Below are 26,724 nucleotides of genomic sequence, written 5' to 3'. Positions count from 1 at the left end.
GTCAGTTCTCCTCCTTGCTGTCCGCGCTGTCCGCGCTGTCCGCGCTGTCCAAAGCGGACAGAACGGCGAGCTGCTTGCGGTCACGCGCCTCGGCGAGTTCCGAGTACGTGGAGGAGCCGTAAGCCCTTTCGACGGCTTCGACGAGCCGTTCGGTCTCTTCCGGGGTCTGCGAGGGCTGCCCGAGGGTCGCCCACATCTTCTTCATCGACGGGCCGATGTGCTCGGCCATGTGCCGGTAGCCGCCGGGGCCACCGCCGAGATGCGAGCCGAGGAACGGCCCGACCGTGGCCCAGCGGATGCCGAGCGAGTTGGTCATCACCTTGTCGAGGTCCTCGGGTGTCACCACGCCTTGCTCGACGAGGTAGATCGCCTCGCGGCTCAGCGCGTTCTGCAGGCGGTTGCCGACGAAACCGGGGATTTCCTTGCGCTCCACCACCGGCACGCGGCCGAGGAACGTGTAGAAGTCGACGGCCGCCCGCGTGGCGTCCTCACCGGTGCGCTCGCCGGGCACGACCTCGACGAGCGGGATGAGGTGCGGCGGGTTGAACGGGTGTCCGATGAGGACCCGGCTCGCGTCGGCCAGCTCGCCGGTGAAGGCGGTCGAGGGGATCGCCGACGACGAGCTCAGCAGCAGCGCGCGCTTCGGTGCGGCTGCCACGAGCGTGGCGAACAGGTCCTTTTTGAACTCGACGTTCTCAGGGCCGTTCTCCTGCACCACGTCGGCGTCCCGTACGGCGTCGGCCACACTGTCGGCGATCTGCACGCGGTCGGCGATGCCGGTGACATCGAGCCCCTGCGCGGCCAGGTGTGGGGTGAACTCGGCCAGGGCGTTCGCGACGGCCTCGGCGAGGTCGGGGCGCGGGTCGGTGACCTTCACGGTGAGACCGTGGCCGGCGAACAGCGCGGTCCAGGACAGGCCGATGGTGCCCGCTCCGATCACCGCGGCCCGGTGGAACTCGGCAACACTGTGGAATTCGGTGCTCATCGCTGCGCTCCCTTCAGGTAGTCGTGGACCGGCGTGACGGGGGCGAGGGTCAGGTCGGTGACGATGTGGCTCGCGGAGACGATCTCGCGCACCGGCAGGTCGGCCAGCGGGGCGAGCACGTGCTCGAACAGCTGCAGCCGCGCGGGGCCGGTCCAGGCCTCCTTCACGACGACGTCGGTGATCTCGGTGCGGACGAGCTCCATCACACGGGGCGCGCCGTCGTACCCGGGGATGATCTTCAGCATGAACGTCGGCACGGTGATCTGGGCCTTCGCCTCGGCCAGGTCCAGCGCGAAGTGCTTGTAGCCCATGGTCGCGGTGGCCACGCGCAGCGTGCCGTAGTCCAGGGTGCCGATCAGCGCGCCGTTGTCGACATAGAGCTTCGGCGCCCCGACGGTCTTCGGGTAGGCGCTGACCTCCCGGCCCGACGCGGTGGCCGGGAAGTTGTCGAGGTACATCGCGTGCAGGTACTCGCCGCGCTCGCCGTCGAAGGTGACCGGGACGGCCTGGCCCGATTCGGTGTAGGGGCCGTAGCCGCTCACGTCACCCATCTTCATGACCTCGAAGCGCACCAGCGGTTCTTCGATCCGCAGGGGCTCCGGCACGACGGCGCGCAGGGCCTCGGGGTCGGTGCGGTAGACGATGTTGAGGTACTCGCGGTCGGTGAATCGCGGCACCACCGGCGCGAACGCGGGGCTCACGAGCGGCGTGGTCACGTGCCGCAGGACGTCTTCTTGTTTCATGGTCGTCACCGTCCGGTCCACTGTGGGGCGCGGCGCTCGGCGAAGGCGGTCATGCCTTCGCGAACGTCGGCGGAGGTCATCAGGGTCTTGAGCTCTTTGCGCTGCGCGGCGAACGCCTCGGGCTCGGGGGCTCCGTCGGCGGCGCGCACGATCTTCTTCACGGCGGCCAGCGCGAGCGGCGCGTTCCGCGTGACCAGCTCGGCCAGCTGCAGGGCGACGGCGGTGGCTTCACCGGTCGGGACCACGCGGTTGGCCAGGCCGAGCTCGCCGGCTTTCGTCCCGGTGATCGGTTCGCCGGTCAGCAGCAGCTCCATCGCGAGGTGGTGGGGGAGGCGCTGGGGCAGGCGGATCACGCCGCCGCCGGCGGCGACCAGGCCGCGCTTCACCTCGGGCAGCCCGAACTTCGCGGCTTCACTGGCGACAACCAGGTAGCAGCCCAGGGCGAGCTCGAACCCGCCGCCCATGGCCCAGCCCTCGACCGCGGCGATCAGCGGCTTGGTCAGCTCGGCCTCGGTCAGCCCGCCGAACCCGCGGCCCGGGATCTCCGGGCTCTCACCGGCCAGGGCGGCCTTGAGGTCCATTCCGGCGCTGAAGGTGCCTTCGGCGCCGGTGAGGACACCCGCTCGCAGCGTCGGGTCGCTCTCCAGGGTCTCCAGCGCTTGCGCCAGCCCGGCCGCGACGGCCGCGTTCACGGCGTTGCGGGCCTGCGGGCGGTCGATCGTGATCAGCAGCGTGGTGGCGATCCGCTCGGTGCGCACTTCGGTGCTCATGACGTCACTTCTCTTCTGTGGTTCAGCGGTTCGCGAGTTCCGCGAGGACTTCAGCGGTGTCCTGGCCGGCGACCGGGGCCGGGCGGCGGATCGAGCCGGGAGTGGCGGAGAAGCGCACCGGGATGCCGACCGTGCGGATGGTGCCCTCCGTCGGGTGCTCGACGGTGTCGAGCAGGTGGCCTTCGCGGACGTACTCGTCTTCGTGGGCGCGGTCCAGCTCGAGAACGGGCGCGAACGGGATGCTGTGCTTGACGCAGACCTCGGCCCATTCGGCGGTGGTGAGCGCGGGGGCGCACTCGTCGATGAGCTCCGCGAGGGCGTCGATGTCGGCGTTGTCGATCGCCTCGCCGTTCACGCGCGGGTCCGCGACCAGGTCGGCGCGCCCGGCGGCGGCGAAGAAATCGCGGAAGTTCTGCGGGTTGTAGGGGATCACGCAGGCGAGGCCGTCCTTGGTCGGCGCCGCGCGGTGGCCCTGCGACATCGACAGCGGGAAGCCCGTCGGGCCCTGCGCCGGCTCGAACGCGTGCCCGGCGAGGTGCTCCACCAGGTTGAACGCGATGAGCGTGTCGGTCATCGGGATCTCGATCTGCTGGCCGACGCCGGTGCGTTCGCGGTGGTGCAGCGCGGCGAGCACGGTGTAGACGATCGTCAGCGAGGAAACCTTGTCGCCCAGGATGGTCGGGAGGTAGACCGGCTTGCCGATCGCGCGGTTCGCGATGTCGACCAGGCCCGAAGCGGCCTGCACAGTCTCGTCGTACGCGGCGTTTCCGGCGCGGTCGGAGTCGCTGCGGAAGCCGTGCGCGTGGGCGTAGATCAGGCCCGGGTTGCGCTGCGCAACCTCGGCGTAGTCCATGCCGAGCCGCGCCAGCGCGCCGGGGCGCATGTTGGTGATCAGCACGTCGGCGGTGTCGATCAGCGCCAGCGCCTGCTCGCGCTCGCCGGCGTCCTTGAGGTTCAGGGCGACGCTGCGCTTGTTGCGGTTCACGTTGAGGTTGAGCGGGGTCATCCCCGGTGTGGTGCGGTACTGGCCCACCCGGACGGTGTCGGCGGGGGACTCGATCTTGATCACGTCGGCGCCCAGGTCACCGAGGATCTGTGCCGCGTACGGGCCCATCACCACGGTCGAGAGGTCGATCACGCGCACCCCGTACAGCGGTCCGGTGGCGGTGTTCTGCTCGTCCATCTTCGATCCTTTCGCACCTGCTGTTCTTGCTCTGCCACCGAAATTAGTAGCGCAGGTGAAGAAAGGGAATGATCATGTCGCGAAGAATGGTATGACCGTAGTGATCACACCATTATTTCCCTGTTTCAGCTGGTCAGGGGTTCGGCGAAGATCTCGCGCGCGGCGGCGACGAGTTCGGCCAGGTCGCCGCTGTCGCCCCGGTCACGTCGCCAGAGCAGGTTGGTCTCCAGCTCGGGCTGGAAATCCGTGAACGGCAGTACGGCCACGTTCTCGAGCCGGTAGAGGTTCATGGGGCTGGCCTCGTCGAGCATGGAAATGGAAAACGCCAGCCCGGAGGAAATGATTTCCGAGATGCCTGAATATCCGGTGTGCGCGAGTTTGAGCCGTTTCTTGATGCCGAGTGACATCAATTGGTGGTCGAGCTGCTCGAAATACGCCGGAATGGAATCCTCGGGCGAGGCGACGTAGGCGAACCCGGACAGCTCGGCCAGGCTCACCGAGCCACGGCCGGTGAACTGGTCGGCGGGCACCACGGCGCCGAGCCGCTCGGACATCGCCGGCAGCGCTTCGAGCGCCGGATCGGTCACGGGCATGCGTGCCAGCGTCAGCGCGAGCCGCCCCTCGAGCACGGCGTCGACGAGATCGGGACTCGCGCCGGGCCAGCGCTTGAGTTCGAACCGCTCGCGCACGCGCTCGGCCAGCGCCGTGACGCGGTCGCGCAGGTCCGGGTGCACGCCCGCGGGCATGCCGAGGAACACGGTGCTGCGCTGGGGTTTCGTGGCCTCGCGCAGGCGCCACGGGATCGAGTTCACCTGCTCCAGCACGTCGCGCGCGATCGGCAGCAGTGCCGTGCCCGCGGCGGTGAGGGTGACGTGGTGCGTGCTGCGGTCGAACAGCTTCTGGCCGAGCTCGTGCTCGAGGTCCTTGATCCGCTGGCTCAACGGCGACGCGGCCATGTGGAGCCGTCGCGCGGCCGCCGAGAAGTTCAGCTCTTCGGCGACAGCCACGAAATAGCGCAGGTGCAGCATTTCCACGAGGTGAGCTTAACCCGTGCGAGCTGGACCGGCGCCCTCCTGACCGGTGCCGGCGCTGCCTCGGCGGATCATGCTCAGCAGCCGTTCCGTACGGGGTTTTCCCGCGCCGGACAAGGCGATGCCCGTCACGAGCACCAGCAGGTCGAGGGGTTCGACCTGCTCGGTGAGACCGGCCCGGGACGCCAGGACGGTAGCTGTTTCGGTCATCACCCCGTGCCAGTGGGCGAAAAGCTCCTCGCGTTCGCCGCCCGGATCGTCCGTTATGGACAGTGCGAGGTCGCGTTTGTCCCGGACATGGTCGAGGAAGTGCCCGAGCCACGTGAACAGCGCGGCCTCGGGGTCTTCGTGCGCCAGCAGGGCCTCGCCCTCGGCCCTGAGTGTCTCGACCTCTCCGGCGTAGACCGCCGCGAGCAGGTCACGCCGCCGCGGAAAGTGGCGGTAGAGCGTGGCGTTGCCGATGCCGGCGTGCTTGGCCACGCGGTCCAGTGGCGCGTCGCCGCCCTCGGCGGCGAACACCTCACGGGCCGCGCGCACGAGCTGCGCCCGGTTGTCGCGTGCGTCGGCCCGTGGCGTCACGGCTTGGCCTCCTCGGGAATTGCTAAATGGGGAGTTCCCCACTTAGAGTACGCGGCCATGACCAGCGAACTCACCCCGGCCGAGGTACACCGCCGGATCGTCGAGACGGCGTTCACCGAGGAGGGCCTGAAGTACGTGGACCCGGACGTCATCGATCACCGCGGCGGCGCCGGGGGCGACCACGTCGGCATCGCCGCGTGGCGCGAGAAGTGGGCCGCGATCAGCCGCGGCGAGTCCTCGCGGACTTCCGCGACCTGGCGGTGCGCGTCGAGCAGAACGTGAGCGACGGCGAGTTCTCCGTGAACCGCTACACGAGCACCGGCACGCAGGTCTCCACCGGCCGTTCGTACGCCGTGACCAGCATGGACATGGTCCGGGTGCGCGACGGGCGGGTCGTCGAGCACTGGGCGCTCACGGACGTGCCGGACCGGGCGGCGCAGCTGCGAGCGGGAGCGTGATCGTGAACGCGGCCCCGCCCTCGGGGGCCGGCCCGGCCCGGAGCGCGCCGCCCATGCGCTCGACCAGGCCGTGGACCAGGGCCAGGCCGATGCCGGAGCCGACGGGCCGGCGGTCGCGGTAGCGCTTGTTCAGCACGCCGCGTTCGAAGGCCACGGCGTAGTCCTCCGGCGCGAGGCCGGGCCCGCCGTCACGCACGGCGAGGTGTGCGTGCCCCTGGGCCACGACCAGGGAGAACACCATCGGCGCCCCGGCCGGGGTCACGCGCAGGGCGTTCTCCGCGAGGCCGTCGACCACCTGCTGCAGCCGGCGCGCGTCGGCGGCGACGAGCACCGGTGCCGGGGGCGCCTCGACGTAGAGGGGCACGTTTTCGCGTTCGCAGCGCAGCTGCCAGACCTGCGCACGGTCGCCGACGAGCGCGGCCAGGTCGAGCGTCGTGAGGTCGAGGCGGAACTCGTCGGCGCCGAGGCGGGCGAGTTCGAGCAGGTCGCTCACCAGGCGTTCGAGGCGCTGCGCCTCACGGTGGATGGTCTCGCCGGCGCGGCGCGCGTCGGGACCCTCTGCGACGCCGTCGGCGATGGCCTCGGCGAAGCCGGTCACCGCGGTGAGGGGGGTGCGCAGCTCGTGGGACACCGACAGCAGGAACTCCCGCTGGCGCGCCTCGCTGTGGGCCAGTGCGTCGGCCAGTTCGTTGAGCGAGCCCGCGACCTCGGCGACCTCGACGGGTCCTTCCACAGGCACGCGCACGTCTCGCCGGCCGGTGCGCAGGCTGACCGCCGCGGCGGCCGCCTTCCGCAGGGGCCGGCCGAGCAGCCGTCCGGACGCGTACCCGGCGACGGCGGCGACCAGCAGCCCGATGCCCAGCGCGAGCGCGATGTTGCGAACCAGTGCGCGTTGCGTCTCCTCTCCGCTGCGTGCCGGCTGGACCAGCGCGAATGCCGCCGCGCGCGGCCCGACGGCACGGACCTCCACGAGGTACTGCTGCCCGTCCACCGTCACCCGGTCCGACCGGTTCGTGCCCGACGCGAGCCCGGCCCGTTCGGCCACGCGGGCCGACGTCGCGTCGCCCACGTCCTGGCCGCCGGGCCGCCGCACGACCACGGCGATGCCCTGGCCGCGCACCACGTCGGCGACCTTGCCGACGCCGAGGCGGTTGCCGATGCCGGTGTCGTCGAGCTGGGTCGCGACCACGTCGGCCTGGGCTTTCAGCGACTGCTGCAGCACGGTGTCGGCGGTCGCGCGCACGAGCCGAGTCGCCACCAGGCCCGAGACGATCACGGCGATGCCCGCCACCGCCAGGCACACGACCGTGATGCGCAGTGCGAGGGTGCCCCTCATCCGGCGTCCGCCGCGTAGCCGATGCCGCGCACTGTCCTGATCGGACTGTGCGCACCGAGCTTCGCCCGCAGCTGAGCCACGTGCACGTCGACCGTGCGGGTGCCGGCTGCGGCGGAGTAGCCCCACACGGCGCTCAGCAGCTGGTCGCGCGAGAGCACGTGGCCGGGGTGGCGGACGAGGTGCGTGAGCAGGTCGAACTCCGTGGACGTCAGCGTGATTTCCTGCTCGCCCGCCCAGGCGCGACGGCTTGTCACGTCGACGCGCGCGCCGCCGCATTCGAACGTCTCCGCCGCCGGTGTGCCCCCGGACGCGCGGCGCAGCACCGTGCGCACGCGCGCCGCCAGCTCGCGTGGGCTGAACGGTTTGGTGAGGTAGTCGTCGGCGCCGATCTCGAGACCGAGCAGGCGATCGAGCTCGTCATCTCGCGCGGTGACGAACAGGACCGGCGTCCAGTCGCCCGCCGCGCGCATCGCCTTGCAGATCTCGATACCGTCCATTCCGGACAGTCCGATGTCGAGCACCACGGCCACCGGTTTGAGCCGGCGGACGGCGCCCAGCGTGGCGGAGCCGTCGGACTCCACGTGCACGCCGAACCCGTCGCGCCGCAGGTACATCGCGGCGAGCTCGGCGATCGCGGCCTCATCCTCGACGACGAGGACGAGGCCGCGCCCGGCTGACCCCATGCGGGCTCCCGTTCTCCCTCTCCGCCAACGTCGATCGAGAGGCTACGCGGCTCAGGGCGAGCCGTCGCCCGCCCTGTCCGGCTTGCGGTGGGCTGCCACCCTCGGTGGCCGTCTTGCGCCCGCGAGATCGGACGGGGTGAGCCGTCGCCGGCGGTATCCGGGCCGGCAGGCGATCGCCCGTGGTGGCTTCCTTGCGGCGGGCTGTTGCCGGCGACGGCCGGCTCACCACGAGTTGTCACCTGTCCGGCTCAGGGTGAGCCGTCGCCCGCCATGTCCGACTCGATGCTGTCGAGCGTCGACTGGATGCCGTTGAGCTCGCTCGTCGCCTGGGAGCCCCCGTCGCTCGGCGCCGCCGAGTCACCGCCGTCGCACGCGGCGCACCCGAGCACCAGGAGCGTGGCCGCGCCGACCGCGGCAGCGAGCCGGGCCGCACTCACTTCGTGCCCGCGGGCTTGCAGTGCGCCGAGGCGAACGCGTCGAGCTTGCTCGTCGCGTCGCTGAGCTGGCTGATCCGGCTCTGACGCTTGTCCGCGCGCTTCTGCAATCGGTCGGCCGCGGCCGTGTGGCCCTTGGCCTTCTGGTCGGCCGAGCGCGCCTTGAGGTTCGCGACGGAGCCGGCGACCTCGGCGCCGCCGTTGATGCGGTCGGTGAGGTTCTTCGCCCGCTTCTGCAGCTTGGGCACCCAGTCGCCGCACACCTGCTGAGACTCCTCGGGGCTGAGCGTGATCGGAGCCACCGGCACCGCGCTCGACGGCGGGGCTGTGCTCGACGGCGGGGCCGGGGGAGCCGTGGTGTCCGCCACGGCCAGCGGCGTCACGACCAGCAGCCCGGCCGCGACACCGCCGCCCGCCAACGCCAGCCGCCGGGTCCAGGTGGTTGCTCGCATCGTTCGTACTCCCTCTCGTGACCGGTGAGTTCCGGGTACGGGCAGTACCTTCTCGTCCCGGTGTACGAGGGGTGTGGGGCGAATGTTCGGGTTTCGTAAGGCCCGGCTGCCCGGCCTAGTCGGTGCCGAGGCGGTGCAGGACCGCGGCCGCCAGCGCGGTGCGCTCGAGCATGCCCTCGACGCTGATGTGCTCGTGGCGCGCGTGCGCGCCGTCGCCGACGGCGCCGAAGCCGTCGAGGACCGGATGGCCCAGGGCGGCGACGAAATTGCCGTCGCTGGCGCCGCCGACGGAGCATTCGCGCAGAGTCACGCCGAGCTCGGCCGCGAGGTCGCGCGCGAGCCTGTAGAGCCGCGCGATGCCCTCGGATCGCTCCATCACGGGCCGGTTCCAGCCGCCCTCCACGGTGACGGTGGCACGCGGGTCGTGGGCCGTGATGGCCGCGACGCCCGCGTCGATGCGTGCGGCTTCGGCGGCGCTGGACACCCGCACGTCGATCTCGCCGCGCGCCGACCCGGCGATCACGTTCTGCCTGCTGCCGCCCGAGATCACGCCGACGTTCACGGTGGTCCCGGCGTCGAGGTCGGTCAGCGCGTGCAGCGCCAGGATCGCGCGGGCCAGCTCGTCGATCGCGCTCGCGCCCTTCGTCGGGTCGAGGCCCGCGTGGGACTCCACGCCCTTCGCGTGCACCTGGAACAGGCCCACACCCTTGCGGGAGGTCTTCACGGCACCGTCGGCGCTCGCCTCGAACACCAGGGTCGCGCGAGTGCCCTCGGCCGCTTCCTCGATCGTCGGGCGCGAGGCGGGGCTGCCGAGCTCCTCGTCGCCGTTGAGGACCAGCCGGATCGCCGGGCGCGGCAGACCGGCGGCGTCGAGCGCCCGCAGCGCCCACACGGCGTGGACCAGGCCCGACTTCATGTCGAAGACGCCCGGCCCGGTCGCGCGGTCGCCGTCGACGGTGAACGGCCACTCGGCGAGCGTGCCCAGCGGCCACACGGTGTCGTAGTGGCAGAGCAGCAGGACGGGCCGCTCGCCGGCACCGGGGTAGTCGTAGACCTTGATGTCGCCGTGGCGGCCGCCGTCGACGTCGCGAACGGCCGCCGGCTCGCCCAGCCGGGAGCGCAGCCAGCCGTCCACCCAGGACAGTCCGCGGGTGAGGCTTTCCTTGTCGTCACTGGGAGTCTCGATGCCGACGTACTCGGCGAGATCGGCGAGCAGGTCGTCGCGGTGTGCGCGCACCCACTCGTGCAGCTCGCGGATCCCGGTCACAGGTGTGCCTCCAGTTCGGTGAGGTGGTCCTCGGACATCGCGGCGCCGGCCTCGACGTCGCCCAGGCGTTTCAGCACGGCTTTGAGCAGCGGCAGGCCGATCCCCAGCGCGGCCGCTTCGTCGAGCACCGGCGCGTAGTGGTGGAAGACCTCCACCGGACGGTGGCGTACGGCGATGTCGCGCCAGATCCCGCTGCGGTCCTTCGGCTGCGTCCGCAGCCAGGCCACGAGCCGGTCCGTCGCCGCTTCGCGCCCGTGGGCGCCCGGCAGGTACGCGGCGGGGTCGAACTGGTCGAACGGCTCCAGCACGCGCGAACCGGCCGCGGCGAACACCTCGGCCGCGAGCGCGTGCATCAGCGGCCGGTGCCGGTCGATGAGGTCGGCCATCGGCGCGTCGGCCAGCGCGGTCGTGGTCAGCATCGCGCCAAACCCGAGCTTGGCCCACAGGTAGCCCTCGACGTTGGCGGTCGCCTTCGCCGGGCCCCAGGCCTGCAGGTCGGCCACGAGCTCCTCGACCCGGCCGGTGATCCGGCCGTCGGGCTCGCCGACGACCAGGGCGCCGGCCCCGCCGTCGCGCACCACGCCGGGCTCCGCGACGTCGGCGAACAAGTTGACGAACGCGCCGACCGTGCGATCGGGGCCGACGAACGAGGCGATGAGCTGCTCGTTGAGCCCGTTCTGCAGGGACACCACGAACCCGCCGGAGGCCAAGCGCGGTTCGAGCCACTGCATGGCGTGCTCCGTGGCCTGGGCCTTCACGGCGAGCAGCACGCGGCTCAGCTCCGGCGGCGCCTCGTCGGGAACGAACGCGGGAAGGTCGACACGCTCCTCACCTTCGGGGCGCACCAACGTCAGTCCCCGCGAGTTGATCGCGGCCACGTGCGCCGCGTCGGCATCGACGATCACGACCGGGTGCCCGGCTTTGACGAGGTGGAACGCCAGCGTGCCGCCGATCGCGCCGCCGCCGACCACCGTGTACGAGCGTTCAGACATGCGTGGTTCCCTTCTGTGGCGCGCCTTGTTGGACCGCGGTCTCGCCGGACCAGTGCAGCGGCAGGCCCGCGGCGCCGGCGGTCGAGCCGCCGTCGACGCGCAGCACGGTGCCGGTGATCCATCCGGCCTCCGGACCGGCGAGCCAGAACACGGCGTCGGCGATCTCGCCGGGCGCGCCGCGCCGGCCGAGCGGGTTCACGGACACGGCCGCGGCGTAGGCCTCGGTCACGGGATTGGCTTCGCTGTCGACCGTGACGAACCCGGGGCTGACGGCGTTGACGCGGATGCCGTGCGGGCCGAGCTCCACGGCACAGGCCTTGGTCGCCATCTCCAGCGCGGCCTTCGACGTCGCGTAGTGCGCGGCACCGGGCCGCGCGCGGGTGGCGGCACCGGAGGAGATGTTCACGACCGTGCCGGTGGTGCCCGCGGCCACGTGCTTGCGTCCGAAGGCGACGGTGGTGAGCACCGCGGCCCGCACGTTCACGTCCTGCACGCGGTCCCAGCGCTCGGCAGTCATGTCCAGCAGCCGTGTGGCGGGGTAGATGCCGGCGGCGTTGACCAAGACGTCGACCGTGCCGGCCGCGTCCACCAGCCCTTCGGCGTAGGCGGAGTCGGCGAGGTCGCCGGGCAGCTCGGTCACGGGCACGCCGTGCTCGGCGCGCAGCTTTTCGGCCACCGCGGACAATTCGGCCGGACGCAGGTCCGACACGGCCAGCCGGTCGCCCGCGGCGGCGAATCGGGCCGCGATCGCGGCCCCGATCCCGCCCGCGGCACCGGTGACGAGGACGGTGCGCATCTAGAGCTGCTTTCCCTTCGTCTCGGGCATCGTGAGGTACACCGCGACGCCGATCAACGCGGCGACGGCGACGTAGACCCACACGAGGTCACCGTGGTGGTTGGCGTTGAGCCAGGTGGTGACGTACGGCGCGGTACCGCCGAACACGGCGACGGCCAGCGCGTAGGGCAGCCCGATACCGGTGGTGCGCACCTCGGGCGGGAACTGCTCGGCCATGATCACGGCGCAGTTGGCGGAGTAGCCGACGATCAGCACGAGCCCGATGAGCTCGATCACGAACACGCTCCAGAACCCGTTGGCCAGGAAGTGGAACGCGGGCCACGCGAAGACCACGAAGCCGGCCGCGAACGCCGTCATCGTGGGTTTGCGGCCGATCCGGTCGGACAGCAGGCCGCCGAAGGGCAGCAGGCAGATGAACACGAGCATCGCCAGCGTGTTGGCCAGCAGCGCGGTCTTGAGCGGGATGCCGGTGGCGAGGTGCGCGTAGGCCGGCATGTAGCTGACCCACACGTAGTAGATGAGCGTGCCCGCGATCGTCACGCCGGCCACTCGCAGCGCCGCGCCCGGGTGGTCGCGCACCATGGCGACGACCGGGTTCCGGCGCGGCTGCGCGGTGATCTTGCCGAACGCCTCGGTCTCGTGCACCGAGCGGCGCAGCCACAGGCCGACCAGGCCCAGCAGCCCGGCGACGCCGAACGCGAGCCGCCAGCCCCAGCCGTGCAGGTCGGAGTCGGACAGCGTCGAGTTGAGGATGGTGCCGAGCAGGGCCGCGATGAGCGAGCCGGCGCCGACGGAGACCTGCTGCCAGGACCCGGCGAATGCCCGGCGCCCGGTGGCGGCCGACTCGATGAGGAACGCCGACGACGAACCGAACTCGCCGCCCGCGGAGAAGCCCTGCACGAGCCGCGCGAGCAGCAGCACGATCGGGGCACCGACGCCGATCTGGGTGTAGGTGGGGCAGACGGCGATCACGATCGACGCCCCCGCCATCAGCGAGATGGTGAGCGTGAGGCCCTTCTTGCGGCCGCGCCGGTCGGCGTACGCGCCGAGCACCGCGCCGCCGATCGGGCGCATCACGAAGCCGACGGCGAACACGGCCAACGTGGACAGCAGAGCTGTGGTTTCATTGCCGCCCGCGAAGAACTGGCCGGCGAAGATGGGGGAGAAGGTGGCGTAGACCGCCCAGTCGACCCACTCGACGGTGTTGCCGATGGCGCCGGCGATGATCGCCTTGCGCTGCTGCGGGTTCAGCCGGTGGGTGGCGAGGGCGGTGTCCGAAGTGGAGGGAACTGTGGTCACGGGTGGGCCTCCGCTGTGTTCTCCGCGTGGGCGAGGACGTGGTCGACGACCTGGGCGTGGGTGGCGAACCACACGCCGTCGTGGCCGCTGATGTGGTCGAGCAGCTCGGTGAGGATCGCGATGCGCGAGCGGTGCCCGATGATGTGCGGGTGCATGGTGAGCTGGAAGAGCCCGCCTTCGGTGTACGCGGCGTCGAACTCGTCGCGCCAGATCGAGAGCACCCCGCGCGGCGGCGTGTACGGGCGCAGCGAGGCGAAGCGGTCCATCATGAAGTACGGCGCGTCGTCGCGGATCCACTCCACGGGCAGCTCGACGACGCCGGTGGGCTCGCCGTTCTCGAGCAGCTCGTAGCAGTCGTCGTCGGCCATCAGCGAGGAGTCGTACTTCAGGCCGAGCTCGCGCGTGATGGTGAGGGTGTGCGCCGAGAAGTCCCACGACGGCGTGCGGATGCCGACCGGAGGGGTGCCGGTGAGGCATGCCAGCACATCGGCGGCGCGGAAGGCGAGGTCGCGCTCCTCGGCCTCGGTCAGCGCGGTGTTGCGCTCGTGGATCCACCCGTGCAGAGCCACCTCGTGCCCGGCGTCCACATAGGACTTGACCTCGCCGTCGTGCAGCAGGGCCGACACGGCGGGGACGAAGAAGGACGCGGGCGCGTCGAAGCGGTCCAGCAGCTTGAGGAGCCTGGGGACGCCGACGCGGGCGCCGTACTCGCCTTGCGCGAGCTTGCCGGGCAGCACTTCGCCGTCGCGCAGGGCGGGCGTCTCGTGGTCGGAGTCGAAGGACAGCGCCACGGCCACCTTCGCTCCGCCGGGCCACGACGCCGGGCGCAGCGAACGGCCGGCGCGGACGTGCTCGACGTGTCCCCGCCACGTCTTCTCGTCCCAGAGCCAGGGTTGTTCGGTCATGCTTCCTCCCAGGTTGCTGCGGCCGCGGGTGTGGGCGACCAGGCGCGTTTGAGGGTCGAGACCTGCAGGGTGACGTCGGCTTCCCGCAGGCCGGGGAGGGCGCCGACGACGTCGGTGGTGTGGCGGTAGAGCTCGCCGTAGTGGCGCAGCACTATCTGGCCGACGAGGTTGAACCGGCCGGTGGTCGCGCTGAGGTACTTGGTGCCCGGGTGCGCGGCGAGCTGCTGCCCGGCGCGGTCGAGCTCGGCCGGGACGACCGAGAGCCAGAGCATGAACTCCAGTGCGTAGCCGAACATCGCGGGCTCGGCGAGCGTGCGGAACCGCAGGCAACCGCGGCGTACCAGGGAGTCGACGCGGCGCGCGACGGTGGACTCGCTCGTGCCGACCTGACGCGAGACCTCTTTGAACGACAGCCGGCCGTCTTCGCCGAGCGCGGCGCTGATCGCGAGGTCCAGCTCGTCGAGCTGCTCGGGCGGGCGTTCCCAGTGCTGTTCCTCGAACGGCCGCACCTCGCCGCCGCGCAGGTCGGCCGCCGCCTCCGCACTGAGCTCGCCGGAGTTCCAGTCGTGGTTGGAGGTGAACGTGCGCATCACGGCGAAGGTCTCCGCGTCGCGAACGTTGTCGGCGGCGGGGAAGTCACCTTGCAGGCGGGCGACGTCGCGGTAGGTCGGGAGCACGAACTCGGCGGAGCAGTCGGCGCTGCCGGCGAGCACGGTGGCGTAGCGGACCTCGGGCCGCGCGGCCAGCGCTTCGGCGACGGCGGCCGCCGTGCCGGGCCGGCACCGCAGTCGTGCCAGCACCGGCACGCCGAGACCGCAGCGCAGCACGTCGACCACGCCGATCACGCGCAGCTGGCCGGATTCCGTCAGCTGGCCGGCGCGGCGCAGCACCGTGGACTCGCTCGTGCCCACGTGCCGGGCGATCGCTCCCCACGACGCCCGCCCGTTGAGCTGCAACGCGGCCACGATGCGCCGATCCAGATCGCTGACTTTGACTTCGTCGGGCACGCTCTGCATCGTGGATGCAGGAAAACGTCAAGTCAAGGGTCAAGTCTGCAAGAAACCGGCGTTCTGCAGGGTCAGGAAGCGTTCCATCGCAGCGTCGACGGCTTCCCGGTCACCCGTGGTGACGAGATCGAGCAGCAGTCCGCGCGCCACCGCGAGACCAAGCCGGGCCTGCGCCGCGCGGTGCCGCTCGGGCACGCCGAGCCGTTCGAGCAGCGCCTCGACGGGGGCGAGCCAGTCGTCGATCACGCCGTCGAGGAACTCCGCCGTGCCGGGCGCGCCGCCGAGGGCTTGGCCGTAGAGCTGGAAGAAGAGCTTTTCGTTGTGGCGCAGCGCTTCGTCGGTGAGCCGGCGCCAGAACACACGCGCCAGCTTGTCCGGCGGCAGGGTCGGGTCGAGATCGGTGAGCACGGTGCGCTGCCGGCGTTCCACCTCGCGCGCGACCTCCGTGAGCAGGCCTTCCTTGGAGCCGAAGTGGTAGATGAGCATCCGGTGGCTCGTGCCGAGCGCCGTCGCGAGTGTGCGGAGGCTGTGCTCCGCCCCGTTTCGCGCGATGTGCTCGACGGCCGCGTCGAGGAGCCTGACCCTTGCCTCCGTCATGTACCAGATGGTACATGTACCACCTGGTACAGGTAGTCCGAGGAGGCCTGATGCAACGAATTTCGGTCCGGGCCCGCACGTCGGCCGACCCGGCGACGGTCTACGCGTTGCTGCGCGACGGCGAAAGCTGGCCCGTTTGGTCGCCGCTGGGCTCGTTCGAGCTGGCCCGCGCGGGCGCTTCGGAACGCGAGGGGCTGGGCGCGCTGCGCGTGTTCCGCACCGGGCGCACGCGCTCGTGCGAGGAGGTGATCGAACTGGTTCCCGACCGCCGGTTCGGCTACGCCCTGCGCAGTGGCCTGCCCCTTGGCGACTACCGCGCGTACGTCGACCTGACTCCGGTCGACGGTGGCACGGAGATCCACTGGCACTCGTCGTTCACGGGCAAGGTGCCGGGGACGGGGTGGTTCTACCGGCTGGTGCTGAGGCGGTTCATCGGCCGGGTGGTGGCGGGTTTGGCGGCGGAGACGTCGCGGGTCGCCCGGTAGGTTCCGCCGCTCGGGGTCGGGCAGCGCCGCGCTGGGGGTGCGGCGGTGTCCTGGGGTCGTCCAGGTCGGGCTGCGGTGGCGTCCAGGGGTGTTACTCTCTCGGGGAGAGTGACTTCAAGGAGGCCTGTGGTGCTGGGAAACCCTTATGACCGCGACTGCCCGACCCGTCAGCTCCTCGACCGCATCGGCGACCAGTGGACCGTCCTCATCGTCGGTTCCCTCCGCGACGGACCGCTGCGCTTCACCCAGATCGGCAAACGCGTCGAAGGAATCTCTCAGAAGGTCCTGACGCAAACCCTCCGCAGCCTCGTCCGCGACGGCATCCTCACGCGCACCGCCTACCCCGTCATCCCGCCCCGGGTGGAATACGAGCTCACGCCGCTGGGCCGTGACCTGGCCGAACCCCTCGACATGCTCGACCGCTGGGCCCGCCACCACATGACCCAGGTGACCGCCGCCCGAGCGGCGTTCGACGCGGAGCACGCGCCGGCTTCGGCTTGAGCACCACAGGGTGCCGACGGCATGCCAAACCGATGGGCCGGAGTGACCGTCGACTGCGTCGATGTGGAACGGGTCGCGGGGTTCTGGAGCGCGCCGACCTTGCCGGTCAGCGGCTCACCAACCCGGCCTCATGCGCCAGCAACCCCGCCTGCGTCCGGTTCGCGCACTCCAGCTTCACCAGCATCCGCGACACATAGCTCTTCACCGTCGCCTCCGCGAGGTGCAGGCGGGCGGCGATGTCCGCATTGGACAGTCCCTCGCCGAGGGCCGTGAGGACGTCGCGTTCGCGATCGGTGAGGGCGCCGACGCGGCGCCGAGCCGCGTCGGTGCGGGCGTGGCCGTCGGCCGACAGCGCGACGAGGCGGCGGGCCGCGGAGGGGGACAAGACGGTGTGGCCGTCGGCGGCGACGCGGACGAGGCCGATGAGGTCTTCGGGCGGCGTGGACTTCACGAGGAAACCCGCTGCGCCCGCCCGCAGTGCCCGGATGACGTACGTGTCGGCGTCGAAGGTGGTCAGTGCGACGACCGCGGGTGGGTCCGGCAGCGCGACGATGCGGGCGATCGCCGTGAGACCGTCGACGCCCGGCATACGCAGGTCCATGAGCACCACGTCGGGGCGGTACCGGACGACGGCCTCGACCGCTTCGGCACCGTCGCGAGCCGAAGCGACCACCGAAAGGTCGTCGGCCGAACCCAGGATCGTGCGCAGGTGCGCGCAGACCATCGGCTCGTCGTCGGCAACGACCACCGTGATCACCGGGGAGCACCTTCCGTCGTCGGGACGTAGGGGGGAAGTATCGCACCGACGCGGAACCCGCCGCCGCGCTCGGGGCCGGACTCGAGCTGTCCGCCGACGAGCTCGACGCGCTGCCGGAGCCCGCTCAGCCCGGCGCCCGAGCCGCTGCCGGCGAGCGTCGGGTCGGGCGGCAGGCACCCGCGGGTGTTGGTGACGCACACGTCGAGACCACCCGAGTGGTACCGCAGCGATACGGCAGCCGACGAACCCGGCGCGTGCTTGCGGACGTTCGTCAGCGCCTCTTGCACCACGCGGTACGCCGTGCGCGCCACCGTCGGCGACACCTGGTCCGGGTCCCCGCTCACCGAAAGCTCCGTGGCCAGGCCGACGGCCACCGACTCGGCCACGAGGTCCGCCGGCGAAGCGACCGGGGCCGGCGAAGCGGCCGGGGGCTCGATGCTCGAACCGTCGCGCAGCACGCCCACCAGATCGCGCAGCTCGTCGAGCGCGTGCGCGCCCTCTCGGCGGATGTCCTCGGCCGCCGAGCGCACGGACGGGTCCGTCGACACCACGCCGAGCGCGCCCGCGTGCAGCACCATCAGGCTCAACCGGTGGGTCACCACGTCGTGCATCTCGCCCGCGAGCCGCCGCCGTTCCTCGGCGCGGGCCCGCTCCGCGAGCAGGTGCTGCTCGCGTTCGGCGCGCTCGGCCCGGTCCCGCAGCGAACGCAGCAGCTGCCGGCGCGCCTCGAAGTACAGCGCCACCGCCACGGGCAACGCGGTGCTCAGCAGCCCGAACGGCGTCGTGTTCCAGGCGGGATCCCACGGCCGCGTCGCCAGCACCGCCAGCACACCCCCGATCCACAGCAGCCGCCGCCGGTCCATCACGCGCGGGAGCTGGCTCAGCACCACCGGCGTGATGGTGGGCACGGTCATCAGGCTCGGCTGGTGCACGGGGACCAGCAGCCCGGGCCAGAACAGGTCCGATGCCAGCATCGCCAGCGACGCCACCACGAGCACCCCGGCCACCGCGTCGGGGAAGCGGAACACCGCCAGCAGCGAAAAATCGCACACGAGCCGAAGCACCAGCCCGGCGTACGGCCCGAAGGCACCGTTCGTCGGCCCCGCCCAGTGCAAGGCGAAGTCGAGCCCGGCGAACACGAGCGCCGCGGCCAGCAACCAGCCCATCTCGGCTCGCCGGGGCCAGGATCCACGCCGCACTTCGCTCACGCCCGTCACGGTAACGGCTGGTCCGGACCGGCGCGGCGGATTCGCACCGGACGGGGAAGGACCCGCAACCAAAGTTGCGCGCGGGGCAACGTTCGTCGCCCGCGCCGGCTACCGATCACCGTTACGCCGGCCCGGGCCGGCGCGGTGGACTCGGACCATGACGAGGCTCAGGACGAACCGCGAGACCGGTAAGGGGGAGATCGCCCCGTTTGCCCGGCCGCCGGTGCTCGCCGTGGCGGTGGCGGCGGCGGCGCTGCTCGTGCTCACGAGCGTGCGCTACGCCCACGGGTTCGACGAGCTCTACTTCCTGGTGGCTGGTCGAGATCATCCGGCCTGGGGGTATTTCGACCAGCCACCGCTCGTCCCGCTGCTGGCGGGCACGATCGACCACCTGTTCCCCGGTTCGCTGCTCGCGTTCCGGCTGCCGATGGCGCTCGCGGTCGGCGCCGGCGTGGCGGTCACCGCGTTGATCGCCCGTGAACTGAGCGGCCGTCGGCCGGCGCAGCTGATGGCGGCCGGGCTGTACGCCACGTCCAACCTGGTGGTCCTCAGCCACTGGGTCGCCACCTACGCGCTGGACCCGCTCCTGTGGACGGTTGTCGTCTTCCTGCTGGTCCGCTGGACGCGCACGCGCCGCGACGGCCTGCTCATGGGGGCCGGTGTGATCACGGCGGTGTCGCTGGAGGTCAAGTTCCTGATCCCCGCGCTGTGGGCGGCCGTACTCGTGTCGGCGGCGATCCTCGGCCCCCGGCGCTTGCTGAGCCGCCCGAAACTGTGGCTGGGCGCGCTGATCGCGGTGGTCGCCACGATCCCCGCGATCGTCTGGCAGGCCACGCACGACTGGCCGTACGCGCACATGGCCGACGTCGTCGCCGCCGAGTTCCCCGGCTACTTCGCCTTCGCGCGCGACGGGCTGCTCGGCGCGGGCATGGGCGTCGGCGTGCTGGCCCTGCTCTACGGTGTGTGGCGCCTGTTCCGCTCGCCGCAGCTGCGGCCGTACCGCTATCTCGCTTTGGCGTTGCTGCTGGTCACCGTCGTGGTGGTGCTGACGCACGGCCGCTCGTACTACCTGATGAGCCTCTACGCGCTGCCGTTCGCGGCCGCGGCCACTGAGCTGAGCCGGCGCGACCTGGTGCGCTGGTGGCGGATCCCCGTGGGGATCGCGTTCGGGCTGTCGGCCGCCGTCACCGTCGCCGCGCTGCCGGTGTGGCCGGCGTCGGTCACGGCGACGTCGTTCGGGCCGTTCTCGCTCGGCACGGTGTTCGCGGGCGGCGAGACTTCGCAGGAGCAGGTCGCCGACGTCGTCGGGCGGACGTACTCGTCGCTGCCACCCGGGGTGAAGGCGCAGACGGCGGTGTACGCGGAGATCTACCCGTTCGCCGCGGCCGTCGAGTACTACGGCCCGCGGTACGGGATCACCGACGTCTACAGTGGACACCGTGGCTACTGGTACTTCGGCCGGCCACCGGACCAGGCGCGGGACGTGCTTTTCACCGGCTTCGACCCGACGCTGCTCAAGCCCTACTTCGCGTCGGTGACCGAGGTCGTACCGGGACTCGTGTGGCTCTACACCGGAAGGACACAGTCGTGGGACCGGATCTGGCCGGGGGTGAAACGGCAATGACACCCTCGCTGGCCGCTCAGGCCTACCTGCTCGCGTGCGACCCGGGCAAGGGCCGCATCCGCAGACGCAGCCATGTCGCGCTCCTCGTGCGCGCTTCCGCCGTCACCGACCTGCTGCTGCGCGGCCGCCTGACGGTCAGCCACGGCCGGGTCTCGGCAACCGGCCGCGGCCCTACCGGCGACCTGCTGCTCGACGACCTGCTCACCGGCCTCGCCGACGAGGGTCCGACCCGCTTGCGACGCCTGCTGCGCCGCGACTCGGCCGACACCCTCCACTCCCTGGAGCTGCAGCTCGCCGCCGCGGGAATCCTGCGTTCGCACGTCATGCCGGTGTTGCGTCGGAAGGTGCTGCGCCTGGCCGATCGGTCGCCTGCCGACGACGCACGCGCCACTGTGGACCGTGCACTGCGCGGGCCGTTGTCCGGAGTGGACACTCGCGCCGCCGCGCTGGCCGCTCTCGCCGCGGCGGCCCAGGTGGGGTTCACCCGCCGCTCGTCCCGTCGCCACGCCGAACGCCTCGCGGAGCTGGACGAGGTCGCGGGCTCGGCGGTGCCCGAGCTGCGCGGACTGCTCCGCGCTCGCCGGGCGGCGATCATGGCGGGCGGCAGCTGAGTGGGCGGCGGCCGGTTCCGGCGGGTGAGCGCTCAGTTCAGTGGCCTCGGTGCCGCGGGTGGATTGGTTCGGCTGCCACCGAAGTGTCGCGCGCGTAGGTTGCGGGCATGACTTCGTTCGCCGCCCTGCACGTGCCCGGAAAACCGTTGCTGCTGCCCAATGTGTGGGAGTTCGGCTTCGCGGCCGCGCTCGCCGCCGCGGGGCACCCGGCAGTCGGCACGACGAGCCTCGGCGTGTCGGCCGCCGCGGGCCTGGCCGACGGCGCCCCCGCGTCGCGCGCGGCGACGGTGGCGCTGGCCCGCGCGCTGGCGCCGCTGGACGTGCTGGTGAGCGTGGACATCGCCGACGGCTTCAGCGCGGACCCGGCCGAGGTCGCCGACCTGGTCGCGGAACTCGCCGACGCGGGCGCTGTGGGCGTGAACCTCGAAGACGGCCGCGCCGACGGCACCCTGGCGCCGGCGGAGGTCCAGAGCGTTGTGATCGCGGCCGTCCGCTCTTCGTCGCCCGGCGTTTTCCTGAACGCCCGCACCGACACCCACTGGCTCGGCGCCGGCCCGGTTTCGCTCGCGGCCGAACGGGCCCGCGCCTACCGCGACGCCGGCGCCGACGGGGTGTTCGTGCCGGGCCTCGCCGACCCGGGCGAGGTCGCGGAGGTGGTGGCGGCGGTGGACCTGCCGCTCAACGTCCTGTTCCTGCCCGGTCGCGTCACACTGGCCGGCCTCGCCGAGCTGGGGGTGGCGAGGGTGAGCCTGGGTTCGACGCCCTACCGCGTCGCGCTGGCCGCCGCCTTGGCGACCGTGGACGCCGCCCGCGAAGGGACTGCGCTGCCACTGCCTCCGCCGTCCTACGCCGAGGTGGCCGGGTTGCTGCCTCCGGCCCTGTAGCGCGGGTGATGCGCGGTTCGCTGGGGACGGCGCCTCCTGCGCGCTACCGCGGCGGTGCGGCGGGCAGCCCTGCTCGGGTGGGTTGGGGGTTTGCGCGCTTGGGCGCGGCTGTCGCGGGCTCCGCCGTGCTCCGCCGTGGTGCAGGTTCGGTAGCGCTTGGGGAGTTTCCCCGCAGGCGGGCCCCTTCCGGACCGACGTGGCGGGCGGCCCTCCAGCGGCTCAGCGGCACTGCCGGCAGGTGCGCCTCGGGTGCCGCTGCCTTCGCCCTCCTGTGCCGACGTCGCCGAATTGCCGCCGCCGGTTCAGTAGCGTCGAGGGCATGCGCGCCTTCGGAGCCGAGTTCGCTGTTCCCGCCGGGTATCTCAACACGCCGAGCATCGGGATCCCGCCGGAGCCGGTCGCGGGCGCGGTGGCGGCGGCCGTGCAGCGCTGGCGGGTCGGCGCGGACCTGCCGGGTGGGTTCGACGAGGCCGTGGCGCGCTCGCGCCGCGCCTTCGCGCGGCTGGCCGGCGTGGCGGCGGACCGGGTGGCCATCGGCGCGTCCGTGTCCCAGCTGATCGCCAACGTCGCGCTCGGCCTGCCGGACGGGGCGCGCGTCCTCACCGCGGCCGGAGACTTCACGAGTGTCACCTTCCCGTTCGCCGCGCGGCCCGACCTGGAAGTGACCGAGCGGCCGCCGGCGGAGCTGGCCGAGCACGTCGGGGGCCACGACCTCGTGGCGGTCAGCCTGGTGCAGTCCGCCGACGGCACCGTCCTGGACACCGAGAGCCTGCACGAAGCCGCCGAAGCCGGGGGCGCGGCCGTGCTGCTCGACGTGACGCAGGCCGCCGGCTGGTTGCCGCTCGACGTGGCGTGGGCCGACTGGGTGGTGTGCGCGGGCTACAAGTGGCTGTTCTCACCGCGTGGGTGCGCTTGGCTGGCCGTGCACCCGCGCGCCCACGAGCGCACGCGGCCGGTCGCCGCCGGGTGGTACGCGGGTGACGACCCCTGGACCACCGTCTACGGACTACCCCTGCGCCTGGCCCGCGACGCCCGCGCGTTCGACCTCTCCCCGGTCTGGCTCGCCCACACCGGCGCGGCGGAGGCGCTGGAGTACGTCGCCGGCCTCGACCTCACCGCGGTCCGCGACCACAACGTCGCCCTCGCAGACTCCCTGCTCGCCGCCTTGGAGCTCCCCGCGCGCGGCACCGCCATCGTGTCGTTGGACGCGGACCCCGAACGGCTCGCCGCGGCGGGCCTCGTCGCGAGCGAACGCGCCGGACGCGTCCGCGTCGGGTTCCACCTCTACAACACCCCTGACGACGTCAAACGCCTTCTCACCGCATTCGGCTGAAGGCGCTCAGCGCGGTGAACTACGGTATGTGCCCGTGGTCGGTCCCCCCTACACCCCCGGTCCCTCGGACACCGCACCGCTCGCTGCGGTGCCCGCGCAGCCCGGTTCGCCGCCCGGTGGCGGCCGAACCCCGCCGCGGGACACCAAGACGCTGCTGCTGCGCGGCGCGGGGCTCGTCGTGATCGCCGTCGTGGCTGGGCTGGTCTGGTTCCTCATCCGGCACGACAGCACGCCCGAACCGGTGGCGCAGGAGCCGGTGAAGACAAACTCCTTCGACTACCAGCTGGTGGAAGGCCCGAACAAGTCCACTGACTGCGCGGCGAAGGCCTACGACGACACCAAGAAGTTCTTCCAGGTCAACCCGTGCTCGGCGCTCGCGCGCGGGCTCTACACGGTCGAATACGGGGACGCGAAGGCGCTCGTCTCCGTCGTCAAGGTCAGCATGCCGACCGCGGCGCAGGCCGCGCAGCTCAAGGCCCTGACCGACCGGGACGGCACCGGCAACGTGAGCGACTTGGTGCGCGACGGCACGTACAAGGCCGCGGGCGCACCCAAGGTGAGCGGTGACCAGGCGGAGTACGAGTCCCAGGTCACGGGCACCGACGTCACCATCGTCCTGGCCGACTTCTACGCCAAGCACCGCGACGACGTGCTGCTCAAGCGCATCGCCACCAGCGCGCTGGATCTCGGCGCCGACCTGCACTGACCCCTCCGGCAAAGCGAAGGGCCGTTCCCGGAAGACACCGGGAACGGCCCTTTTTTCACAGCCGGAGCACGCTCATGCCGGCTGACCCGGCATCGCCAGCGCCGTCGGCTTCTCGTTCGCCTCCTGGCGCCACGGCGTGCCCCGCCGGGCCGCGGCGATCAACGCCTGCAAAGCCATCTTCCGCAGCCCCGCGTCGTCGGTGTGGGTCACGACGCCGAGCCACGCGGCCGCCGAGTCCTCCTCGGCGCTCGCCACCAGCGCGGCGGCCGAAGCGGTGTCGTCGACCGGCTTCGGCGGCACATACGCCGCTTCCGGGGCCACCGGCGTGCCGCCCGCGGCCTCGATCATCTGGGTGACGACGTCGCGGCGCGCAGTGTGCTCGGCGCGCCCGGCCTTCAGGGCGTCGCCGAACTCGCCGGGCAGGAAGGCCGTGACCAGCCCGTACACCCACAGCGCGGCGTGCTCCGAGGCGAGCGCCTTCTGCAGGGGGTCGACGGCGTCGGACACGGCGGTGCCGGCGGGAGCGACCACGGCCTGGGCGTCCTCGCCGGGCCCGATGGTGGAGGCGAGCCGTTGCAGGCTCGCGCAGCCCGCCGCGACGCCCGCGACCAGGCCTGCGCGGTAGGCCGGGAGTGTGGGCACGAGGTCCTCGGCCTGCTTGCGGGCCGTCGCCAGGCGCTCCTTGAACGCGCCCAGGTCGGCGGGCGCGGCCGGGGGCGGCGTGGCCGGCTTCGGCCGGTTCAGCCGGTCCACCTCGGGTTTCAGGGCGGCGGCCTGGGCGGCGCGCGCGTCGGCGACCTGCCCGGCGACCGCGCCGCCGAGGGCTCTGGCCGCGGCGGCGTCCGCGTCGGCGGCGGACAGCAGGGGGGCGAGCGGGTCGGGGCTCTCGTCGTACCCCCCGGAACAGGCCGCCAGCGGGAGGGCCAAAGTGGCGACGGCGCCCAGGCGCAGAACGCCGCGCCGGGAAAGGTCGGTCGGTCTTGCGGTCACGTCGGCCCATCCTGCCAGGCCCGGCACCGGCACCGCCGCTCGCGCGTCCTCGCGGGGGCGCAGGATAAGCTGGTCCACCACCGACCACTGTCGTGACCCGCCCGCGTCACCTCGGCCGAACAGGAGTGCTCCACGTGCCCAACGAACTCGCCAGCCGGCTTCAGCCGATAGTGGCCGAAGCCGTCACCGCCGCGGGTTTCGACCTCGACTCGTTCGAGGTGCAGCAGGCCGGCCGCAAGCAGCTGGTCAAGGTCGTCGTCGACTCCGACGACGGGGTCGGGCTGGACGAGGTCGCCGAGATCAGCCGCAAGGTGTCGGCGGCGCTCGACGAGAACGAGCATGTGCTCGCGAGCGCCTACACCCTCGAGGTCACCTCGCCGGGGCTGGACCGGCCGCTCGCGCAGCCGCGTCACTGGCGCCGCGCGAAGTTCCGCCTGGTCCGCATCACGCCCGCGGAGGGCGCGGAGTTCGTCGCGCGGGTGGGCCACGCCGGCGAGGAGCGCGTGACCGTGCTCGTCGAGGGCAGGCTGAAGGAAGTGCACTACAAGTCGGTGGCGAAGGCCGTGGTGGAGATCGAGTTCAAGCAGCCACCCGCCGACGAGCTCAAACTGTTGGAAGAAGACGCGTCCGGCAAGAGCAGCGCCCCTGCCGGCCAGACCGAAGCGAAGGAGGAGCCGAAGTGAACGTGGACATCGCCGCGCTGCGGGCGATCGAACGGGACAAGGACATCCCCTTCGACACGGTGATCGAGGCCATCGAGACGGCCCTGCTCACCGCCTACAAGCACACCGAGGGGCACCAGCCCCACGCGCGCATCGACATCGACAAGAAGACCGGCCTCGTCCGCGTCCTCGCGCACACCCTCACCCCCGAGGGCGAGGTCGACGAGGAGTGGGACGACACGCCGGAGGGCTTCGGCCGGATCGCCGCGACGACCGCCCGCCAGGTCATCCTGCAGCGGCTGCGCGACGCCGAGCACGAGAAGACCTTCGGCGAGTTCTCCGCCAAGGAGGGCGAGATCGTGGCCGGCGTGGTGCAGCGCGACGCGCGCGCCAACGCCCGCGGCATGGTCGTGGTCCAGGTCGGCGACACGGAGGGGATCCTGCCCTCGGGCGAGCAGGTCGCGGGGGAGTCCTACGAGCACGGCACGCGCCTCAAGGCGTTCGTGGTCGGCGTCTCCCGAAGCAACCGCGGGCCGCAGATCATGCTTTCGCGCACGCACCCGAACCTGGTGCGCAAGCTCTTCGCGCTCGAGGTGCCCGAGATCGCCGACGGCACGGTCGAGATCGCCGCCGTGGCGCGCGAATCGGGACACCGCACCAAGATCGCGGTGCGCTCCACCGTGCCCGGGGTGAACGCCAAGGGCGCCTGCATCGGCCCGATGGGCGCGCGCGTGCGCAACGTGATGAGCGAGCTGGCCGGCGAGAAGATCGACATCATCGACTACTCGGAGGATCCGGCCCGCTTCGTGGGGAATGCATTGTCCCCGGCGAAGGTTGTTTCGGTGCGTGTCGTGGACGAGCGGGCGAAGACGGCCCGCGTCGTCGTGCCCGATTTCCAGCTCTCCCTCGCCATCGGCAAGGAGGGCCAGAACGCGCGGCTCGCGGCCCGGCTCACGGGCTGGCGCATCGACATCCGCAGCGACGCCGCACCCGCCGATCCGGTGGGTGATCAAGACCACGCCGGACAGGCGCGGCCCGCCGCGACAACCGGTTCGGCTGAGTGAAGGTCGAAGCGCTAGACTCATCATTGGTTCAGGGTCCGCCGCGGGGATGTGGCGACACGACCGACCTCCAGCGCCACCGGCACTTCCCGGTTCGCACGTGTGTCGGTTGCCGGCAGCGGGTCCTGATCGGTGAGCTGCTGCGAGTGGTCGCGGTGGCCGGACGGCTGGTCGTCGACGAACGTCGGCGGTTGCCGGGGCGGGGCGCGTGGCTGCACCCCACACCGGGTTGTCTGGCCAAGGCCGAGCGGAAGCGGGCATTCCCCCGGGCACTTCGAGCCCAGGGCACGCTCGACGCCGCGGAGCTGCGCGAGCATGCGGCATTCGCGGCGCCCACTACGGAGATCGGTTCCGGGACTCACCCGGAACCGCAGTGAAACAAGGA

The 26,724-nt window shown here is 72.0% G+C and carries 32 protein-coding genes; 12 read left to right on the top strand and 20 right to left on the bottom strand.

Features of this window, described 5'->3' with window-relative positions; genetic code table 11:
• Position 1: 1 nt before the first annotated feature.
• The 6 genes from AB0F91_RS29780 to AB0F91_RS29755 all read right to left on the bottom strand — a co-directional run bounded on the left by AB0F91_RS29780 (position 2) and on the right by AB0F91_RS29755 (position 5,291).
• Positions 2–985 (bottom strand): 3-hydroxyacyl-CoA dehydrogenase NAD-binding domain-containing protein, encoded by a 984-nt coding sequence (locus tag AB0F91_RS29780; RefSeq protein WP_360602714.1) that lies wholly within the window; start codon positions 983–985, stop codon positions 2–4.
• Entirely contained in the window at positions 982–1,728 is a 747-nt protein-coding gene (locus tag AB0F91_RS29775) for an acetoacetate decarboxylase (RefSeq protein WP_360602712.1), read from the bottom strand. Before AB0F91_RS29775 ends, AB0F91_RS29780 begins: the two co-directional genes overlap by 4 nt.
• A 5-nt stretch (positions 1,729–1,733) precedes the next feature.
• The gene (locus AB0F91_RS29770; RefSeq protein WP_360602710.1) at positions 1,734–2,498 is read right to left on the bottom strand and encodes a crotonase/enoyl-CoA hydratase family protein; all 765 of its coding nucleotides are present in this window, start codon (positions 2,496–2,498) and stop codon (positions 1,734–1,736) included.
• Between the two features lie 22 nt (positions 2,499–2,520).
• Complete coding sequence (locus tag AB0F91_RS29765) at positions 2,521–3,681, bottom strand: CoA transferase (RefSeq protein WP_360602708.1); 1,161 nt, start codon at positions 3,679–3,681, stop codon at positions 2,521–2,523.
• 125 nt (positions 3,682–3,806) lie between these two features.
• On the bottom strand, positions 3,807–4,715 hold the full coding sequence (locus tag AB0F91_RS29760; RefSeq protein ID WP_360602706.1) for a LysR family transcriptional regulator: 909 nt from the start codon (positions 4,713–4,715) through the stop codon (positions 3,807–3,809).
• Between the two features lie 9 nt (positions 4,716–4,724).
• The gene (locus AB0F91_RS29755) at positions 4,725–5,291 is read right to left on the bottom strand and encodes a TetR/AcrR family transcriptional regulator (RefSeq protein ID WP_360602704.1); all 567 of its coding nucleotides are present in this window, start codon (positions 5,289–5,291) and stop codon (positions 4,725–4,727) included.
• 57 nt (positions 5,292–5,348) lie between these two features.
• Between AB0F91_RS29755 and AB0F91_RS29750 the strand changes: the two genes are divergently transcribed.
• Positions 5,349–5,573, top strand: a complete 225-nt coding sequence (locus AB0F91_RS29750) for a hypothetical protein (protein ID WP_360602702.1) — start codon at positions 5,349–5,351, stop codon at positions 5,571–5,573.
• On the top strand, positions 5,489–5,749 hold the full coding sequence (locus AB0F91_RS29745) for an ester cyclase (protein WP_360602700.1): 261 nt from the start codon (positions 5,489–5,491) through the stop codon (positions 5,747–5,749). Before AB0F91_RS29750 ends, AB0F91_RS29745 begins: the two co-directional genes overlap by 85 nt.
• Here AB0F91_RS29745 and AB0F91_RS29740 read toward each other — a convergent pair.
• From AB0F91_RS29740 to AB0F91_RS29690, 11 genes are all read right to left on the bottom strand, one after another.
• Complete coding sequence (locus tag AB0F91_RS29740; RefSeq protein WP_360602698.1) at positions 5,703–7,085, bottom strand: HAMP domain-containing sensor histidine kinase; 1,383 nt, start codon at positions 7,083–7,085, stop codon at positions 5,703–5,705. The genes AB0F91_RS29745 and AB0F91_RS29740 overlap by 47 nt on opposite strands.
• Positions 7,082–7,768 (bottom strand): response regulator transcription factor, encoded by a 687-nt coding sequence (locus AB0F91_RS29735; protein WP_360602696.1) that lies wholly within the window; start codon positions 7,766–7,768, stop codon positions 7,082–7,084. The genes AB0F91_RS29740 and AB0F91_RS29735 overlap by 4 nt, the downstream gene beginning before the upstream one ends.
• Positions 7,769–8,016: 248 nt before the next feature.
• The gene (locus tag AB0F91_RS29730) at positions 8,017–8,205 is read right to left on the bottom strand and encodes a hypothetical protein (RefSeq protein ID WP_360602693.1); all 189 of its coding nucleotides are present in this window, start codon (positions 8,203–8,205) and stop codon (positions 8,017–8,019) included.
• Positions 8,202–8,654, bottom strand: a complete 453-nt coding sequence (locus AB0F91_RS29725; RefSeq protein WP_360602691.1) for a hypothetical protein — start codon at positions 8,652–8,654, stop codon at positions 8,202–8,204. Before AB0F91_RS29725 ends, AB0F91_RS29730 begins: the two co-directional genes overlap by 4 nt.
• Positions 8,655–8,769: 115 nt before the next feature.
• Positions 8,770–9,921 (bottom strand): M20 family metallopeptidase, encoded by a 1,152-nt coding sequence (locus AB0F91_RS29720; protein ID WP_360602689.1) that lies wholly within the window; start codon positions 9,919–9,921, stop codon positions 8,770–8,772.
• The gene (locus tag AB0F91_RS29715; protein ID WP_360602687.1) at positions 9,918–10,913 is read right to left on the bottom strand and encodes a 2-dehydropantoate 2-reductase; all 996 of its coding nucleotides are present in this window, start codon (positions 10,911–10,913) and stop codon (positions 9,918–9,920) included. The genes AB0F91_RS29720 and AB0F91_RS29715 overlap by 4 nt, the downstream gene beginning before the upstream one ends.
• Complete coding sequence (locus AB0F91_RS29710; protein ID WP_360602685.1) at positions 10,906–11,709, bottom strand: SDR family oxidoreductase; 804 nt, start codon at positions 11,707–11,709, stop codon at positions 10,906–10,908. The genes AB0F91_RS29715 and AB0F91_RS29710 overlap by 8 nt, the downstream gene beginning before the upstream one ends.
• Positions 11,710–13,008: an MFS transporter gene (locus AB0F91_RS29705; protein ID WP_360602683.1), complete on the bottom strand. Its 1,299-nt coding sequence runs from the start codon at positions 13,006–13,008 to the stop codon at positions 11,710–11,712.
• On the bottom strand, positions 13,005–13,913 hold the full coding sequence (locus tag AB0F91_RS29700; protein WP_360602681.1) for a polysaccharide deacetylase: 909 nt from the start codon (positions 13,911–13,913) through the stop codon (positions 13,005–13,007). The genes AB0F91_RS29705 and AB0F91_RS29700 overlap by 4 nt, the downstream gene beginning before the upstream one ends.
• Positions 13,910–14,920: an Lrp/AsnC family transcriptional regulator gene (locus AB0F91_RS29695; protein WP_360602679.1), complete on the bottom strand. Its 1,011-nt coding sequence runs from the start codon at positions 14,918–14,920 to the stop codon at positions 13,910–13,912. The genes AB0F91_RS29700 and AB0F91_RS29695 overlap by 4 nt, the downstream gene beginning before the upstream one ends.
• Before the next feature lie 39 nt (positions 14,921–14,959).
• Complete coding sequence (locus AB0F91_RS29690) at positions 14,960–15,517, bottom strand: TetR/AcrR family transcriptional regulator (protein ID WP_360602677.1); 558 nt, start codon at positions 15,515–15,517, stop codon at positions 14,960–14,962.
• Positions 15,518–15,567: 50 nt separating this feature from the next.
• Here AB0F91_RS29690 and AB0F91_RS29685 point away from each other — a divergent pair, with 50 nt between their 5' ends.
• Together AB0F91_RS29685 and AB0F91_RS29680 are read left to right on the top strand one after the other, a co-directional pair.
• On the top strand, positions 15,568–16,002 hold the full coding sequence (locus AB0F91_RS29685) for an SRPBCC family protein (RefSeq protein WP_360602675.1): 435 nt from the start codon (positions 15,568–15,570) through the stop codon (positions 16,000–16,002).
• Between the two features lie 129 nt (positions 16,003–16,131).
• Positions 16,132–16,503, top strand: coding sequence for a helix-turn-helix domain-containing protein (locus AB0F91_RS29680; RefSeq protein ID WP_360602673.1), 372 nt, complete (start codon positions 16,132–16,134; stop codon positions 16,501–16,503).
• Positions 16,504–16,609: 106 nt separating this feature from the next.
• On the opposite strand, the gene AB0F91_RS29675 is transcribed toward AB0F91_RS29680, so the two are convergent.
• Positions 16,610–17,260 carry a response regulator transcription factor gene (locus AB0F91_RS29675; RefSeq protein ID WP_360602671.1) on the bottom strand — a complete coding sequence of 217 codons (651 nt, stop codon included), beginning with the start codon at positions 17,258–17,260 and terminating at the stop codon, positions 16,610–16,612.
• Positions 17,257–18,468 carry a histidine kinase gene (locus AB0F91_RS29670; RefSeq protein ID WP_360602669.1) on the bottom strand — a complete coding sequence of 404 codons (1,212 nt, stop codon included), beginning with the start codon at positions 18,466–18,468 and terminating at the stop codon, positions 17,257–17,259. The genes AB0F91_RS29675 and AB0F91_RS29670 overlap by 4 nt, the downstream gene beginning before the upstream one ends.
• Before the next feature lie 157 nt (positions 18,469–18,625).
• Here AB0F91_RS29670 and AB0F91_RS29665 point away from each other — a divergent pair, with 157 nt between their 5' ends.
• The 5 genes from AB0F91_RS29665 (at position 18,626) to AB0F91_RS29645 (ending at position 23,626) form a co-directional block, all read left to right on the top strand.
• Positions 18,626–20,092: a glycosyltransferase family 39 protein gene (locus AB0F91_RS29665; protein ID WP_360602667.1), complete on the top strand. Its 1,467-nt coding sequence runs from the start codon at positions 18,626–18,628 to the stop codon at positions 20,090–20,092.
• The gene (locus AB0F91_RS29660; RefSeq protein WP_360602665.1) at positions 20,089–20,703 is read left to right on the top strand and encodes a GPP34 family phosphoprotein; all 615 of its coding nucleotides are present in this window, start codon (positions 20,089–20,091) and stop codon (positions 20,701–20,703) included. The genes AB0F91_RS29665 and AB0F91_RS29660 overlap by 4 nt, the downstream gene beginning before the upstream one ends.
• A 107-nt stretch (positions 20,704–20,810) precedes the next feature.
• On the top strand, positions 20,811–21,587 hold the full coding sequence (locus AB0F91_RS29655; protein WP_360602663.1) for an isocitrate lyase/phosphoenolpyruvate mutase family protein: 777 nt from the start codon (positions 20,811–20,813) through the stop codon (positions 21,585–21,587).
• A gap of 319 nt (positions 21,588–21,906) precedes the next feature.
• Entirely contained in the window at positions 21,907–22,920 is a 1,014-nt protein-coding gene (locus AB0F91_RS29650) for an aminotransferase class V-fold PLP-dependent enzyme (RefSeq protein WP_360602661.1), read from the top strand.
• A gap of 34 nt (positions 22,921–22,954) precedes the next feature.
• Entirely contained in the window at positions 22,955–23,626 is a 672-nt protein-coding gene (locus tag AB0F91_RS29645; RefSeq protein ID WP_360602659.1) for a hypothetical protein, read from the top strand.
• Positions 23,627–23,698: 72 nt separating this feature from the next.
• Here the strand turns inward: AB0F91_RS29645 and AB0F91_RS29640 are convergent, their stop codons facing one another.
• Complete coding sequence (locus tag AB0F91_RS29640) at positions 23,699–24,616, bottom strand: ferritin-like domain-containing protein (RefSeq protein ID WP_360602765.1); 918 nt, start codon at positions 24,614–24,616, stop codon at positions 23,699–23,701.
• A 134-nt stretch (positions 24,617–24,750) separates the two neighbouring features.
• Here AB0F91_RS29640 and rimP point away from each other — a divergent pair, with 134 nt between their 5' ends.
• The 3 genes from rimP to AB0F91_RS29625 are packed head-to-tail and all read left to right on the top strand — an operon-like array spanning position 24,751 to position 26,716.
• Positions 24,751–25,299, top strand: coding sequence for a ribosome maturation factor RimP (rimP, locus tag AB0F91_RS29635; RefSeq protein ID WP_360602657.1), 549 nt, complete (start codon positions 24,751–24,753; stop codon positions 25,297–25,299).
• Positions 25,296–26,342, top strand: a complete 1,047-nt coding sequence (gene nusA, locus AB0F91_RS29630; RefSeq protein WP_360602655.1) for a transcription termination factor NusA — start codon at positions 25,296–25,298, stop codon at positions 26,340–26,342. The genes rimP and nusA overlap by 4 nt, the downstream gene beginning before the upstream one ends.
• Positions 26,339–26,716 carry a YlxR family protein gene (locus AB0F91_RS29625; protein ID WP_360602653.1) on the top strand — a complete coding sequence of 126 codons (378 nt, stop codon included), beginning with the start codon at positions 26,339–26,341 and terminating at the stop codon, positions 26,714–26,716. Before nusA ends, AB0F91_RS29625 begins: the two co-directional genes overlap by 4 nt.
• The last annotated feature ends 8 nt before the right edge of the window (positions 26,717–26,724 follow it).

Origin of the sequence: Amycolatopsis sp. NPDC023774, assembly GCF_040639695.1 — a bacterium.
Taxonomy (GTDB): domain Bacteria; phylum Actinomycetota; class Actinomycetes; order Mycobacteriales; family Pseudonocardiaceae; genus Amycolatopsis.
The sequence above is the reverse complement of the archived record's forward strand: the minus strand, read 5'-3'. Positions and strand labels throughout refer to the sequence as shown.